Consider the following 15,536-nt stretch of genomic DNA (forward strand, 5'->3'; position numbering starts at 1 on the left):
ACGCTTGCGACCACGACTTTCCAGAACTATTTCCGTCTTTATGACAAACTCTCTGGTATGACGGGCACGGCCGATACCGAAGCGGCGGAGTTTAAATCCACGTATGATTTAGATGTCGTCGTGATTCCAACGCACGAGCCGATCGCCCGTATCGACATGGACGATCAGATTTTCTTGACCAAGCTTGGCAAATACAAAGGCATCATCCGCGAGATCAAAGAGATTCAGGCCAAAGGTGCGCCGGTACTGGTCGGTACGGCGACGATTGAGGCCAGCGAAGAGTTGTCTTATCTGCTCGATCAAGAAGGCATCAAACACAACGTCCTAAACGCCAAGCAGCACGAGCGTGAGGCAGAGATTATCGCGCAGGCAGGTAGCCCAAAAGCGGTGACCATCGCCACCAACATGGCAGGCCGTGGTACCGATATCATCTTGGGCGGTAACTGGCAGTCGTTTATCGAAGACATCGATGCGGTCAGCCCAGAAGAGATGGCACGCCTAAAAGCAGAGTGGCAAGTCAAACATGACCAAGTCGTGGCCGCTGGTGGTCTGCATATCATCGGCTCTGAGCGTCATGAGTCACGCCGTATCGATAATCAGCTACGTGGCCGTGCCGGACGTCAAGGTGACCCTGGTATGTCGCGCTTCTTTTTATCATTAGAAGACGACTTGATGCGTATCTTCGCAGGCGACCGCGTGGTCAATATGATGCGCGCTATGGGACTAAAAGAAGACGAAGCCATCGAGCATAAGATGGTCTCAAAATCGATCGAAAACGCGCAAAGTAAAGTCGAAAGCCGCGACTTTGATGCCCGTAAAAACCTACTCAAATACGATGACGTCGCTAATGAGCAGCGTAAAGTCATCTATAGTCAGCGCGATGATTTGCTCGCAGAGATGGACTTAAAAGAGGCCATCGATGTCATGCATCATGAAGTCTATAATGCCATGATCGATCAGTTTATTCCGCCAGGCTCTATCGATGATCAGTGGAATATCGACGGCTTAGAAGATGAGCTAGAGGATGAGTTTAAAATCTCGATGCCAATTAATGATTGGCTGGATGAAGACCGCCGCTTAGATGAAGAAGGCTTACGTGCCAAAATCATCCAAACGGCATTGGATCGTTATCATACTCGCCGCGAGCAGATGGGCGAAAAAGACGCCGCCCAGCTTGAGCGCCACTTTATGCTGCAAAGTCTGGACAAGCACTGGAAAGAGCACTTAACCCAGATGGATCAGCTACGTAAAGGTATCCATCTGCGCGGTTATGCACAAAAAAACCCAGAGCAAGAGTACAAGCGCGAGTCTTTTGAGCTGTTTCAGATGATGCTTGGTGCTATCAAGTCTGAGACCGTACAAGACTTATCACGCGTGCACATTCCGACCAAAGAAGAGTTAGAAGCGCTAGAGGCGCAGCAGCGTGAAAACGCCGCGCAAATGCAGATGCAGTTTGAGCACAATGATGTCGATAACTTAGACAGCAACGCCGGTGCCGCGCAGCCACCAGCGCAAAACCGTAACCAAGCAGCAGGCGCGGCCGCCGCTGGTATGACGGCCGGTGCTGCAGGTACGAATGCCAGTGCGAGCGCTGCTGGGGAAAACCCATACGCGGGTATGCATATCAGCCGTAACGCGCCTTGTCCTTGCGGCTCAGGCCTGAAGTACAAGCAGTGCCACGGCAAGATCTAGGCGTATCAAGCAGTTTAAATGAGATGTTTACAGGCCCTTATCTTGCACAGATAGGGGCTTTTTTATGAAAAGGGTAGAACGCCAAGAAAGACGTTAAGTGTCTTTTTGGGCTTGCAAACAGCCTCTAGAAGCAGGTAAATGCTCACTGTTTTTGTATGGATTGTTTACAAATTGTACATAGGCGTGCATTTAGGGACACGCTATAGTATTTAACATATTTGTTTTGGAGAGTGTGATGAACGTAGAATTATTAAAACAATTTCGAACCTCTGTCGTTTTAACGGGCTTATTGGCTGGTGCCATGACTGTCAGCGCTTGCCAAAAACAGCAAGAAACTGAGCCTAGCCTAGAAGAAAGCATCAGCGAAGAGCAATCTGTACCGATGTCTGCTGAGCCTGCCGAGCCAAATGATATGGTAATGGACGCGCCAGCTGATGAGGTGGCAGATGATACGGTCGCGATGGTCAATAGTGGTGTCACTCAGATGACCTACTCATGCTCGCCAGCACTAGAGGTAAAGGCAACTTATAAAGACGCTGATAATCAAGTGGTCATCGAAACTGCCAATGGCAGTGCGACTTTGACCAAAACCAATGATGCGAGCAACCCAGAAGTTTTCAATCTTGATACCGCTATTGATGGTGGTGTAGGGTTTGTACAGTGGCGTGTGGCGCATACAGAGCGTGAGACAGGTATAATGCGTACCGCCGGTGCCGATGCCGATAATGTCAGCACTTATGAATGTAAAAAATCAGCCAAGCCTAGCGCCGATGGGTCAGCTGCCTAACCGCGCCGTCGTGATTTTATCATTAGATAGCTAGCCAACTAAACAGCTAACCAGCAGTAAGAGCGAGACTGCAGCTAGACAACAGCTGGTACCCTTATGTGGTTATATTTATATTTAGATTTTACGACTAAGCATTGATTCGATAATTTACGCAAAAAGCAACGCTAACACAGCGTTGCTTTTTTTTGCCGTATTTGCCTTGTATTGTCTTTACGTCGTCAGCTTACTTATCGTGGGCTTCTGATAAAGCTGCTATAGTTAATGCACATTAAGATGTGCATATCGGTTTTATTTTCAATTGGCTTTATCATCAGTGGCATCATGCTCATGAGCCAAAAATCCTTCTTCGGTGACATCAAGCTCCTCATGCTTCAAGGTCACCTGAATACTATCGGTATGGGTATGTGTAGTTTTGTTAACATCAATTTCTTGAATGGCAAATGTCTCCTTGGTAATGGTGGCAACTTGACGAGACAAAACAATCTCAAGCGGTGCTTCATCGATCCCAATCTGTTGGCCATTGACCGTCACCACCGCTTTGCTATCTAGCGCAGGCTCGACGTGACGCAAAATATCTTTATCATCGTACTGACCTGATAGTAAGTCTTGGCTTTCGGCATCGTGGTATTCAGTACGAATAGTAAGATACTCTTCTACCAGCTCTATCGGCACGTCGATGGTCTTGGTGCGACGGTGTTTGGTCACTGTGACTTTGCCGACATCAAGACGCTCTTTGTTGACCACAGGGCGCTCTTCTAGCAGCTCTAAATGACCAACCTCTTGTGATGAGGGATGCCGGTCAGCTGCTGGATCTGTATCTTCGGCCATCTGCGTGGTGTCTTTATGAAGAGGAGTGGCTGATGTAGAGATGCCATTGTCTTTTGATGGGTCGCGGTTGGAGTCGGTGACGGCATTAGGGTCAGTGGTCATTTTGATATCCTTATATGGTGAAATACTATCAATGTCGTGGCGCAAGAGCGATATGCTACTTGTGAAAGCCAGAAAAAAGGCCAGAGACATGCTCTGGCCTTTTTTGCTAAGTGACGCTGCCTCCTATTTCATAGTGCAGCCGTACTTAGCTGTAAGTGGCGACTATGACTGGTGTATTTATTATATTGTTATAACCAATCAGGGAGTAGGCCAGTATAAGGCTGTTGTGGATTACATACCGCGAGCACGGCGTACGTCTTCGGCAGTGATGTCATCACGATTAACGATGTTGCCTTCACGGTCTACCACATTACCATCACGGTCAATGTCTAGCTCTTCGCGCTGAATGGTTTCGACGATCGTCTCCGTATGGCGCTCAGTTGTCTTACCAACATTGACTTCTTCTGCCACATAAGTGTCTTTGCCCACGCGTGCACGCTCTGCTTCTAGCTCGACTTCGATAGTTTCATTACCATCAACATCTCCGATGCGGCGATCTGTTGGGCGATCGACATTGGTACGCTGGATGTTGGCATGCTCTTCTTCTAGCTCGACATCGACGTTGCGCTCTTCTGTGACCACATGTTTACCGACTTTGACCAGACCTGCTACGATACGGTCTTTATTGACGGTTAGACGCTCTTCTAGTAGCTCTAAGGTATTTGGCGCTTCATAAGCATGATCAGCAATCTCCATACGCTCAGCTTCTGGTACGCTGTCTGCGACAAAGGCTTGGCGGTCTTTTTCGTACTGCTCTTTGTAGCTGTACTGATAATCATGGTCGTATACTTCCATCGCTTCGACTTGCGCTTCTGTTAAGCTGTCGAAGAATACATCATCACCGACGATACGTGCCAGACCTGCTGGGACAAGGACTTCTTTTGAGCTAAACCAGGCGGCCTGTGGTATCCTCTACCAGTGCGCCTTCGATTTTACCGATTTTTTCTTCATTGACACCATAGGCGGTCTTGCCCGTTGGATCATAATAGTCATCACCGATTAGGTCGCGGTGTGTGGCTTGGATGTCTTTTAAACGAATTAGCTGGCTCATTATTGTCTTCCTTTTTTATGAGTTCATTATTGATTATTAAAATGACAGCGTTTGGTTAAGTCATTGAATGTTACCTTGGTAGTTGCTGCCTCAACTTGTAATTATCGTAACACCCTGATTTTAGATGAGATATATAAGCAAGGTAGCAAAGTGTGCGCTTGAGGTAATGACGTGTAATAGGCTGTAAGTGGCATAACAGAGTAAGGGGTACAAGTTAACGCGTTTTTACACGATGCAATAATTTGGCTATTTTGGGAAATGACAGACATAAAAAAACCGCATAGCATATCGCCGTGCGGTTTTGATACATTTAAGAGCTTGATATATTAAAGAATAAACAGCCTGACTGCTATTAAGGCTTATATTAATCTAAATAGGTACCTTATTAATCAGGCAGCTGCTGATTAAGCAAGCTCGATGGCTACCGCCACGGCTTCGCCGCCACCGATACATAAGGTCGCCACGCCTTTTTTGCCACCTGTACGCTTAAGTGAATTGATTAAAGTGACCAAGATACGCGCGCCAGAGCATCCAACTGGATGACCAAGAGCACAAGCGCCGCCTTCGACGTTGACTTTGGCATGGTCAATGTTTAGCTCATCCATCGCCGCCATCGTGACCATAGCAAAGGCTTCATTGATTTCCCAAAGATCGACGTCAGCGATCGACCAGCCAGCATTAGCAAGGACTTTTTCGATTGCGCCAATCGGTGCAATGGTAAACTCGCTTGGATGACGAGAGTTAGATGCGGTAGCGATGATACGTGCTTGATAGTCACGACCTTCTTCTTTGGCTTGTGATTCTTTCATCAACACGACAGCTGCTGCACCGTCTGAGATTGAGCTGGCGTTTGCGGCGGTGATGGTACCGTCTTTGGCAAACGCTGGGCGCAGGGCAGGGATGCGCTCGGCGTTGGCCAGACCTGGCTGCTCATCGGTATCGACCGTTTGCTCGCCTTTGCGGGTTTTAAAAGTAATGGGTTCGATCTCGTCTTTGAAGTGATCGTCTTTGATTGCTGTCAGCGCACGATTGAGCGATTTGATGGCAAACTCGTCCATTTGCTCACGTGTATAGCCTTTTTCGTCAGCCATTTCTTGAGCAAACATACCCATCAGCTTGCCCGTTTCTGCGTCTTCTAAACCATCTAAAAACATATGGTCTTTGACTTCTTTGTGCCCCATACGGTAGCCTGCGCGCGAGCCTGGCATGATATAAGGAGCGTTGGTCATCGACTCCATACCACCTGCGACTGCGACCTTAAAGCTACCCGCTTTGATGCCATCGTGAGCCTGCATGACTGCTTTTAGGCCTGAGCCGCACAGTTTATTGATAGTGACCGCGCCCGTCGCATCAGACAAGCCGGCGTTGCGCATCGCTTGGCGGGCAGGACCCTGACCTAAGCCTGCTGTCAAAATACAGCCCATAATGACTTCATCAATACTGTCGACATCGACACCTGAGCGCTCGACAGCAGCTTTGATCGCCGCCCCGCCAAGCTCGGTTGCGCTCACATCTTTTAGCGAGCCTTGAAAACCGCCCATAGGAGTACGGGCACCGTTTAAAATCACAATTGCATCATTTGACATCGTTATTATTCCTTTTTACGTATTTAAATGAACGTGTGGCACTTTTTGGCCAAACGCTGACAGGCTAGCGGCTATCCATCTTGCTGTTGTTTACGCTAGCTCATCTAGGCGAATGCGTACTACTTTATCAGTAATTGTGTCTAGCTTTTCGATTTTTTCGATGGCCAGATTCATGCGGCGCTCAACCACAGGCAGCGTCAAGATAATGACAGGCACTTGACCAACCTTGTGCGCCGGTTTCTGCAAAATCGCATCGATATTGATACCTGCATCGCTGAGGATACGCGTGATATCGGCCAGCACTCCTGGGCTATCATAAGCATGGACGCGCAAGTAGTAACCCGTGGTCATCTGCTCGGCGCGTAGGATCGGTGTGTCAGATAATTGCTCAGGGATAAACGCTAGGTGCGGCACATGGTGACCATTGTTGCTTGTATCGTCGGCATCCTTGCTACCTAACACACGTACCAAGTCCATGACATCCGCCATCACCGCCGACGCGGTCGCGCCTGCACCGGCACCATCACCGCAGTACAAGGTCTGCCCGAGTGGGTGTGAATTGACCAAGACTGCGTTTTTTACGCCATTGACATTGGCCAAAAGAGCGTCTTGCGGGATGAGGGTCGGATGGACACGCAGCTCGATACCAGTCGCAGCATCGTCGCCTGTGCCATCACGGCGCACCGCAAAACCTAAATGCTTGATACGATAGCCCAGCTCTTCGGCATAGTTGACGTCTTGTAAGGTGATACCTGTGATGCCTTCGCAATATACCTTATCAAACTGTAGCGGGATACCAAAGGCGATAGAGGCCAATAAGGCCAGCTTATGCGCCGCATCGATACCCTCGACATCGAACGTTGGGTCGGCTTCGGCATATCCTAACGCTTGGGCTTCGCTCAGTACATCAGCAAACGGGCGACCCTTATCACGCATTTCTGTCATGATAAAGTTGCCCGTGCCGTTGATGATGCCGGCCAGCCACTCTACTTTATTGGCCGCCAAGGCTTCACGCATCACTTTGATGATTGGAATACCGCCTGCGACTGCTGCCTCGTATGCCACATGGACATGATGCTCTTCTGCAAAAGCAAAGATCTCATTGCCGTGTTCGGCGAGTAAGGCTTTGTTTGCGGTGACCACATGCTTACCGTTTTTGATGGCATGCATGATGACTTCGCGGGCGAGTGTGGTGCCGCCGATCACCTCGATCACGATGTCGACATTGTCGCTTGCCGCAATTGCCATCAAGTCACTGCTTTGCATGATATTGGGATCAATATCATCACGATGACGGCGCGTACCCACTTCGGTAATGGTAATGTCGCGTCCACTACGGCGTTTTAACTCATCTAAATTGTCATTGATTAGATTGATCACGCCCGTTCCGACGGTGCCTAGACCAAGTATCGCTAGTTTGATGGAATGACTCACAGTATCCTCAAGAGGTTAAATATAAGACGCCCAGCATAACACTGCTATCAGACAAATGCGCTGGTCGTATCGAGCATACGGTGGGCGCAAATGTCGTTTGTGATAGGGTTATCAAGGCGTCATTATCGTTGAATAAAAAAGACTCACATTGATGTTTACACTACGGTTGTGTTGCTGATGTTTTATGACGCTTCATCGTATCATACCGACATGCAGTTGTGACGTCTACCCAAACTGACTGTCGCCAAAGTCAACGATATGACAGCAGCGTGTTAGCTGGCGTCAATCGCTGTTTGTGCCAGCTGCTCAGCCGGCAGATAGCCACCGATTTGCTGGCCAGACTCCGTAAAGATAGCTGGCGTACCGCGCACGCCCAATCTTGCGCCTAGTGCCATATGCGCTGCGACTGGGTTTTCGCAACTAGGCGCTTGCACGTTGGCACCCATTTTTGCTTGATTCATAGCAGCATGGCGATCTTGGCTGCACCATATTGCCTCCATTTTGGGTACCGATGCTTGGCTACGAGGCCACGCCAAATAACGCACTTCGATGCCGCGCGCATTGATATCAGCCATCTCTTCATGCAGCTTGGTGCAATAAGGGCAGTCGGCATCGGTAAACGAGTAGACCACCGCTTTGGTCTCACCCTTGGCTGGGTAAATAATCAGCTCGTCTTTATCGACCGCTTGCAATGCTTTTTGGGCGGTATTGGCCACCAATGCGGCGCTGATATCGACCGGCGCGCCGTCACCGACCGCGATGATCTGACCTTGAATGATGTGCTTGCCCGACTTATCCGTAAAAAAAGACGGCAGCCCTTCAGCAGTCGCCCAATAGATACCGTCCATATCTGTCGGTACGGCTGAGAGGATAGTCTCCTCAATCCCTGAGGCTTTGAGGTTTTCTTGCAACGCGCTGACCACCGCTGCATCACTCGCTGCCGATACCGTCTTGGTATTTGCCTGAGTGCTATTGACCACACCGGTGTTGCTGGTGGCATCGGCGGCACCAATAACGCCCCCATCATAAAGCGTGATAGGCGGGTTTTGCGAAATCCAATGACAGCGTGGGCTTTTTGGGTGATGGAGGATGACATATAAGTTTCCTGTAGGCATTGCGCCTAATCATAAATGCGTCGGCATCATGCCAGACTGTGATTGTGGATATAGCGCTTATCAATGAGAGTTAAAAGGTTCAATATAAAGGGGTTTTTCTCTCAAGTAAGAAACGTCCCCACTTGATAATGCCGCTTATCTTAACATATTTATGATAAATAATAGCCATCGCTGAGCAGGTACAGCGATGGTCAGGTACGGCGATCTTATATACTTCTATAACGGCGCTAAATAAACACCATCAGCACGTAGCACATAGTAGTTGTTGTGTCCGTTTTATTTAGGGCTGATGATATCTAAAATGACGTCATCGCGGTGTTGAAAAACATAACGTTTATACACCTAAATTCAAAAAACAAGATACATTTGTACTATGTAATATCAAAGCTTGGCTAGTTACTATCAATGTTTAGCTACCGTGCTGAGCCACAACATCTGGTTATGATGTTTGATTGTGATGTTCGATCAGATAGTCTACTGCTAATGGCATTGTTTTTGCTAAAAAATTATATGAATTCTTTATATATGTCCCTTTAATAGTATTTATTTCAATCACTCACTTCAATGATTGCGCTAAGGAGCCCACATGGCAGGTGCCAGTTTATTAACCCTACTCGATGATATCAGTGTGATATTGGATGACGTCTCCGTCATGACCAAAGTCGCGGCCAAAAAAACCGCGGGGGTGCTGGGCGATGATTTGGCGCTAAACGCAGAGCAAGTCACGGGGGTCAAGGCCAACCGTGAGCTACCAGTGGTGTGGGCGGTCGCCAAAGGCTCCTTTGTCAATAAGCTAATATTAGTCCCAGCAGCCCTTATTATTAGTGCTATTTACCCGCCTTTAGTGACATTTTTATTGATGTGTGGCGGGTTGTTTTTGGTTTATGAAGGTGCAGAAAAAGTCATTCATCGATTTTGGCCGCATGCTTTGCCGCATGATGAAGAGCAAAACGCTCGCCGGCAGGCCAATGCTGATGAAACCGTAGACTTAGTCGCCTTTGAAAAAGACAAAATCAAAGGGGCGATACGGACCGATTTTATCTTATCCGCTGAGATTATCGTGATTGCACTAGGGGCAACGGCAAGCGCTACCTTGTTAGAACGCAGTTTGGTATTGTCCATTTTGGCAATTGGTATTACCATCGGTATTTATGGTTTGGTCGCTGGTATCGTCAAGATAGATGATGCTGGTTTGCATTTGATGGAGCAAGAAGGCAATTTTAAACAAAAACTTGGAAAAGTGATGTTTGCTGCCGCGCCAAAACTGATGAAGTTTCTCTCTATCGCCGGTACTTTAGCTATGTTTTTGGTCGGTGGTGGTATTTTGGTGCATGGCATTGGCTTTTTGCATCACGGTGTCGAGGACATCGCCCATTTGACGGGTATCTTTGAGAGCGTGACCACCGCTATTTTAAATGGAGTCATTGGTTTTATTATCGGTGCTATTATCGTTGGGATCTTCACTATCGTGGGCAAAATGCGTGACGACGATACAAAGTCAGCGACGCACTGAGCTTGCATGAAAAGTACTAAACAGATAACGCATTACTCAGCAAAGTGAAAAAAAATATCAAACCCCGATAGTGAACTATCGGGGCTTTTGAGTATCTATGCTTGTACTGTGTCTAATAATACAAGCGGTAATACAAGCGATTTAATAGTACAAGCGACGGTGATTAACTGTCTGCTTGCTTATCGGCATCCTCAGCATCTGGCTTTTCAGCTTGTGTCGGCTTTTTGTGCTCAGCCTTTGGCTTACGAATGCGCGCCTTAGGAACTTTTGGCGTGGTCAAGTTAAACATGCCAGTCTGTGGCAATAACTGCTCGGCCACATTTTCAATCATGTTTTTATAACTGGCGATCGTGGTTTTGGACTTGGCCGCTTGGCTGTCTTCCTTTTCTGCGCCTTTGTCTGCGTCTTTAGACGGCGCCTCTGACTCAGATGTATCGCTTTGCTGGGCGACTTCGCTGTCAGACTCAGCCGTCTTTGTGCGAGTGTCAGCACTAGTGGCATTGTCAACATGGTCAGCTGATGGACTAGTAGCAGGCACCACGTTTTTATCGGCTTTTAGCAGCTGCTCACTTTCAGTGCTGACATCGTCTGCCTGTGCTTGATTGGCTAGAGCAGTCGCATCGACATCATCAGCGTCCACCTCGTCTGCCTGATAATCAGGATGTTGACCACGGGGGTCATTGCTAGCGCGTTTGCCGATCGCTCGCGGCGCGACTGCTGTTTTGCCTTGGGTGGTAGCAAATTGACTAACGGCCTGAGTCATCGCCTCAAAGCGCGCCAGATAGTCTGCCGCCAATGGCTGGTAGCCATAGTTGCTAAAATCAAAGCCTCGAGCTTGAACGTCAGCAACTGGTTGCTGTGCTTGCGCGCTGTCAGCAGATTTTGCTTGCTCTGAGTGCGCTTCGATAGCCGCGATAAAGCAGCGGATCACACCGTCATTTTTTAGACGGCTTTCGGCATCGGTGAGTGTTTGACGCACAAAGTCACCAACGCTACCGCGCACCGTTGGTACAGGTGTTGCCGATTCTACCGCTGGCTGCTCAGTGGACTGGGACTGTGCCTGCTGACGACGCACGACACGTGGGTCGTTACTGGCCTGTCCAAACTTCTGAGCGGTGACGTAACGGTCGGCAAACAAGGCATCATGCGTGAGCAAGGGTGCTGCGCTAACGTCCGCATCGGCTTTATCTGCAGTAGGGCTGCTTTGGGCACTTATGCTCTGTGTGCCTTTGGCAGTGGCGTGCGTCTGTTTTGCAGCGTTGCCATTTGCATTGCCGGTATCACGGTCACCTGTGTCTGCCGCGGTGTCTTGCGACTTGGTGGCAGTAGCGCGATCAGCCGGCGCTGAAGCTGAGCGCGTAGTAGGGCTCTTCGCAGCTGATGACTCGTCGGCGGTCGGCTGTTTAGTAGTTGCCTGCTCGTTAGCGGTTACCGCTTTGCTATGCGCTGCTTTATCACCGCTGGTATCTGCCTGTGCCGTAGTGCCGTTTTTACCAGATTTCTCGACGCTTTGGCTATTTGCTGACTGCTTATCGGCAGGCGCTTTTTGCGCATTACCTTTGGCCGTAGTTGCTTGATCAGCGTCTTTTTTGCTCGCAGTATCGTTTGCTGTACTGTCATTTGCTGAAAGGGGCTTGTCAGCAGGTGAGCGTTTGGCAGAGGCCGGCTTGCTATCATCTAAGGATAGGTGCACCACTTCTGGCGATTTTAGCATCGCTGGGGCTTCGTTGACCTGCAGTATGACCTCGCTTGGGTCTTGGTTACGGCGCGTGTTCGCGGCTTGTTTGCTGGTGTGTGCTTCGCCGTTTTTGCCAGAGGACTGCTTGACGCTATCAGAGGTAAGCGTCTCACCGCGTTCTAGCTTGCCGCGTGAACCGCGTTGGCTGTGCGATTTGCGTTTATTGAGCGGCTGCTCGTCTGCTGCCTTACGCTCACCAGTATCGCGGCCGTTGTTGCGACTGCGCTCACTGCTACGTTTATTGTCTTGCTGACGTTTATTTGGCTGCTCGTTTGCACTTTCGGCGGCCTCTGAGCTGCTTTGGGTCTCAGCGCTTACTTTTTGATTACTCTCGCTATTTTGCTCTTTGCGTTGACGCGGCTTAGCAGAGCGAGACTTACGTGATTTGCGTCTTCTTCTGTCGTCGTTGCTCTCTTCGTTTTTATTGTCTGAGCTGCGACGCGCTTGCTGGCGGTTGGCGCTGTCTGATTTGCCATCGGTTTGCTGCTCAGGGGCTTGCGAGTTTTGCTCGGTGCTCGCGGTACGGCTTTCGGCACTAAGCGCGCTGTTATCGATTTGACCAAAAGCGCCTAAGCTTTGTGCGCCAGTGTTGACCAAGGCTTCGATTGCCTCGGCAGCATCACGGCTGCTCACGGTAGGCGTGGTTGATGCTTGCGGTGCCTGAGCAAACAGGTTGGATAGCCAAGCAACGGCTTGCGGCTGGGCGGCGGTCACACTCGCTGATGGCGTGGCTGCTGGTTGAGGCTTACCCGCTTGCGGCGCGCGTGTCGCGGCCGCGGTGTTGGTGCTGTTGTTTTGACGACGATCGTTTTGATGACGGTCTTTTTGATGGCGTTCGGTTTGTTGCGCGCTGTTGTTTTGTGTTTGCGCAGGAGCGTTTGACAGTGTCTGGGCGCGGCTTTTGTTTTTCTGTGCTGCGCTTTTGTCGCTGCTCTGGCGCGGCTGACGCGTTGGCTGCTGCTCAGGGCGTTCGTTGTCCGCCGTTTGCCAGTCGACGTCGTAGCCAAGATCGCTATGCTCTTGCTGCTGGGTGTCAGTGATACGCTCGTAGCTGGATGGCGCAAAACCGTCGCGATTGAAGTGCAATTTGAAATTTGGTGACTCAAGATGCGCGTGTGGCAAAATCGTGATACGCGTGCCGCTGTCTTGCTCCAGATAAACCAAGCTGTCACGTTTTTCATTTAACAAAAATGCCGCGATATCGGTCGGTACTTCGGCCTGTACTTCACCTTGACGCTCTTTTAGGGCGATCTGCTCGATTTGGCGCATGATTGACAATGACAATGAGCGCAAATCACGAATCATACCGTTGCCATGACAGCGCGGGCAGATATAGCCGGTTGATTCTTCAAGTGAGGGACGCAAGCGCTGACGGCTCATCTCCATCAAACCAAATTTAGAGATATCACCGAACTGCACGCGGGCGCGGTCGTATTTGGTCGCATCAATCAGACGTTTTTCGACTTCTTTTTGATGCTTGTTGTCATTCATGTCAATAAAATCAATGACAATCAAGCCGCCCATATCACGTAGGCGTAACTGACGGGCAATCTCGTCAGCGGCTTCTAAATTGGTGTGGTAGGCGGTTTCGGCGACATCTGAGCCTTTGGTTGACTTGGCGGAGTTGATATCGATAGAGACCAGCGCTTCGGTTTGATCAATGACGATAGAGCCGCCTGAGGGCAAGCGCACTTCGCGCTGATAGGCCGTTTCGATCTGCTTTTCGATATTAAAGCGCGAAAACATCGGCTCATAATCGGTGTATTTGCGCAGTTTTTCGGCTTGTTTTGGCATGACAGCATTGATGAAGCTGGCTGCCTCAACGTACGCGTTTTCGTTATCGATCCAAATCTCAGCGATATCGTCACGCAGATAGTCACGCACGGCACGGGTGACGACGCCAGCTTCTTGATGCACTAAGCGCGGTGATGGGTATTTTTTATTCTGTTCTTGGATGGCTTGCCAGATGTTGAGCAAGTGATTGAGATCGTGCTGCAAGTCTTCTTGAGTTTTACCGATACCAGCGGTGCGGATGATGACACTCATGCCTTTTGGCAAGTCAAGATTGCCTAGCATGCGCTTCATATCTTCACGCAGTTTGCCTGATATTTGGCGTGAGATACCGCCGCCACGAGGGTTGTTGGGCATCAATACCAAATAACGGCCAGCGAGTGATACATAAGTCGATAGGGCGGCGCCTTTGTTACCGCGCTCTTCTTTTTCGACCTGAACGATTAGCTCGTCGCCTTCTTTGATGAGCTTTTTGATGTTTTCATCACGTGGGTTGCCGCTTAGATACTCAGCAGAGATTTCACGAATCGGTAAAAAGCCTTGACGCTGTGAGCCGTATTCGACAAACACCGCTTCAAGCGATGGCTCGACACGGGTCACGTGGCCTTTATAAATATTGGATTTTTTTTGTTCGCGGGTGCGGTTTTCTAGATCAAAATCGTATAGATGGTTGCCTTTACAAAGGGCGACGCGAATCTCTTCGTTTTGAGTGGCGTTGATCAAAATGCGTTTCATATTTTATCCTATGAGTACGCATAACGACGACTAAGCTTGGACTTTAGGAGGTGCCGGCAAGTGCTGCAAATGGCGACATCGGCGGCAGATATGGTGACCGGAGAACATAAGCAATCAGCCTCAAGGGCTGCTTTACGGTGATCTAAAGAGGCCAGCAGGGTCAGACAAGCTATATCAAACAAACTATGTCAAACCATGCAAACGCAGATTGTTCTAAACATCTATGCATCAGCGTCTTAGGTAAGTTTTTGGTCAGTGGTTTTTAGGGTCATTATGACCGCGCACTTTGTTAGAGTGGGCAAGCCTTAGCGACGGCTCTAAAAATACTGCTCCTAAAAAAGGCGCTGTGTTGTTGCTATGCATCCTCAAAGTCTAGCAATAATCGCTATCATCAATACTATTATAAAATACTATTATAAAAAATAGCGCGATGCAGCATCTGTTAGATCAGGTAAAACAATGGGTCTTGCTTTATTTTTCGTTCTTTTGCGATTACGTCAATCATATCTTGGGCGTTTTGTTAGCTATGGTCGCATCAGTCATCGGCGGGGCGTACTTGGCAAACAGAGTAAATGACCGGCTTATCGGCACGGTTTATGTCTATATCTTTATTGTCATCTGTTTGACCACCGATACTAAGGCGGCTATCGATATCTGTCTCGATGCTAAGGTAAAACGTCCCATACTTGCTCGGCTGCCTCACATAAAAGACGTTGATAATGTGTTATCAAAAACAGTCGTGATTATGCGGGTAGTAAATCAGTGTTATGGGGTAAATGGTCAATAAATAGGCGTTTTGCCAGTATTATTCACGCAATGGTATTTTGAGTCACTATCAGTTTTATCATACAAATAGCCATGCGGTAAAAAAAAACTTGCTTTTATCAAAAAAGAAGCATTCATGCCGCGTTTACAATTTATGGGGCGGTCTGAGAAGCGACGTCTATAAAAACAGCTTTACTCAGTTTATGCACCCTAAAATCAGATGAGACGGCCCATCTTGGCAGAGGCATCGCTAACCGCGCTTGGGCAATCACTCATAAAACCGTGATTGGCAAAATAGCGTTAGGCAATCTTTTGCAATAATGATTATTGCGCAGCTTCTGCTTAATTGGCGCTCAACATGCTAAACTATAGCAAATCTTTGTGTAAATACCTAACGAA

Annotated in this window: 9 protein-coding genes and 1 pseudogene; 3 read left to right on the plus strand and 7 right to left on the minus strand. The window is 48.8% G+C overall.

Annotated elements, in window-relative coordinates:
• Together NK638_RS03920 and NK638_RS03925 are read left to right on the plus strand one after the other, a co-directional pair.
• Nucleotides 1-1,692, plus strand: a 1,692-nt coding sequence (locus tag NK638_RS03920; protein WP_274632017.1) for a preprotein translocase subunit SecA, incomplete at its 5' end; no start/stop codon positions are given.
• Nucleotides 1,693-1,927: 235 nt separating this feature from the next.
• Nucleotides 1,928-2,479: a hypothetical protein gene (locus NK638_RS03925; protein ID WP_274632018.1), complete on the plus strand. Its 552-nt coding sequence runs from the start codon at nucleotides 1,928-1,930 to the stop codon at nucleotides 2,477-2,479.
• A 294-nt stretch (nucleotides 2,480-2,773) separates the two neighbouring features.
• Here NK638_RS03925 and NK638_RS03930 read toward each other — a convergent pair whose 3' ends face one another.
• The 5 genes and pseudogenes from NK638_RS03930 to NK638_RS03950 all read right to left on the minus strand — a co-directional run bounded on the left by NK638_RS03930 (nucleotide 2,774) and on the right by NK638_RS03950 (nucleotide 8,595).
• A complete protein-coding gene (locus NK638_RS03930) occupies nucleotides 2,774-3,409 on the minus strand; it encodes a YsnF/AvaK domain-containing protein (RefSeq protein ID WP_274632019.1) in 636 nt (211 codons plus the stop codon).
• 231 nt (nucleotides 3,410-3,640) lie between these two features.
• Nucleotides 3,641-4,460 (minus strand): annotated as a pseudogene (locus tag NK638_RS03935) (YsnF/AvaK domain-containing protein).
• Between the two features lie 404 nt (nucleotides 4,461-4,864).
• Nucleotides 4,865-6,046 (minus strand): thiolase family protein, encoded by a 1,182-nt coding sequence (locus NK638_RS03940; protein WP_274632020.1) that lies wholly within the window; start codon nucleotides 6,044-6,046, stop codon nucleotides 4,865-4,867.
• Nucleotides 6,047-6,136: 90 nt separating this feature from the next.
• On the minus strand, nucleotides 6,137-7,480 hold the full coding sequence (locus tag NK638_RS03945) for a homoserine dehydrogenase (protein ID WP_192994415.1): 1,344 nt from the start codon (nucleotides 7,478-7,480) through the stop codon (nucleotides 6,137-6,139).
• A gap of 272 nt (nucleotides 7,481-7,752) precedes the next feature.
• On the minus strand, nucleotides 7,753-8,595 hold the full coding sequence (locus tag NK638_RS03950; RefSeq protein ID WP_274632021.1) for a DsbC family protein: 843 nt from the start codon (nucleotides 8,593-8,595) through the stop codon (nucleotides 7,753-7,755).
• A gap of 586 nt (nucleotides 8,596-9,181) precedes the next feature.
• Between NK638_RS03950 and NK638_RS03955 the strand changes: the two genes are divergently transcribed.
• Entirely contained in the window at nucleotides 9,182-10,108 is a 927-nt protein-coding gene (locus tag NK638_RS03955; protein WP_274632022.1) for a DUF808 domain-containing protein, read from the plus strand.
• A gap of 163 nt (nucleotides 10,109-10,271) precedes the next feature.
• Here NK638_RS03955 and NK638_RS03960 read toward each other — a convergent pair whose 3' ends face one another.
• A complete protein-coding gene (locus tag NK638_RS03960; protein WP_274632023.1) occupies nucleotides 10,272-14,372 on the minus strand; it encodes an Rne/Rng family ribonuclease in 4,101 nt (1,366 codons plus the stop codon).
• Between the two features lie 535 nt (nucleotides 14,373-14,907).
• Nucleotides 14,908-15,075, minus strand: a complete 168-nt coding sequence (locus tag NK638_RS03965) for a hypothetical protein (RefSeq protein ID WP_172953039.1) — start codon at nucleotides 15,073-15,075, stop codon at nucleotides 14,908-14,910.
• Between the last annotated feature and the right edge of the window lie 461 nt (nucleotides 15,076-15,536).

Origin of the sequence: Psychrobacter sp. A3, assembly GCF_028823565.1 — a bacterium.
GTDB classification, from domain to species: Bacteria; Pseudomonadota; Gammaproteobacteria; order Pseudomonadales; family Moraxellaceae; genus Psychrobacter; species Psychrobacter celer.

Excerpts from the sequence above, each read along its gene's own strand:
- NK638_RS03955 (WP_274632022.1), top strand. The coding sequence starts at position 9,182 with ATGGCAGGTGCCAGTTTATTAACCCTACTCGATGATATCAGTGTGATA.
- NK638_RS03925 (WP_274632018.1), top strand. The coding sequence starts at position 1,928 with ATGAACGTAGAATTATTAAAACAATTTCGAACCTCTGTCGTTTTAACG.
- NK638_RS03950 (WP_274632021.1), bottom strand. The coding sequence starts at position 8,595 with ATGCCTACAGGAAACTTATATGTCATCCTCCATCACCCAAAAAGCCCA.
- NK638_RS03960 (WP_274632023.1), bottom strand. The coding sequence starts at position 14,372 with ATGAAACGCATTTTGATCAACGCCACTCAAAACGAAGAGATTCGCGTC.
- NK638_RS03940 (WP_274632020.1), bottom strand. The coding sequence starts at position 6,046 with ATGTCAAATGATGCAATTGTGATTTTAAACGGTGCCCGTACTCCTATG.
- NK638_RS03930 (WP_274632019.1), bottom strand. The coding sequence starts at position 3,409 with ATGACCACTGACCCTAATGCCGTCACCGACTCCAACCGCGACCCATCA.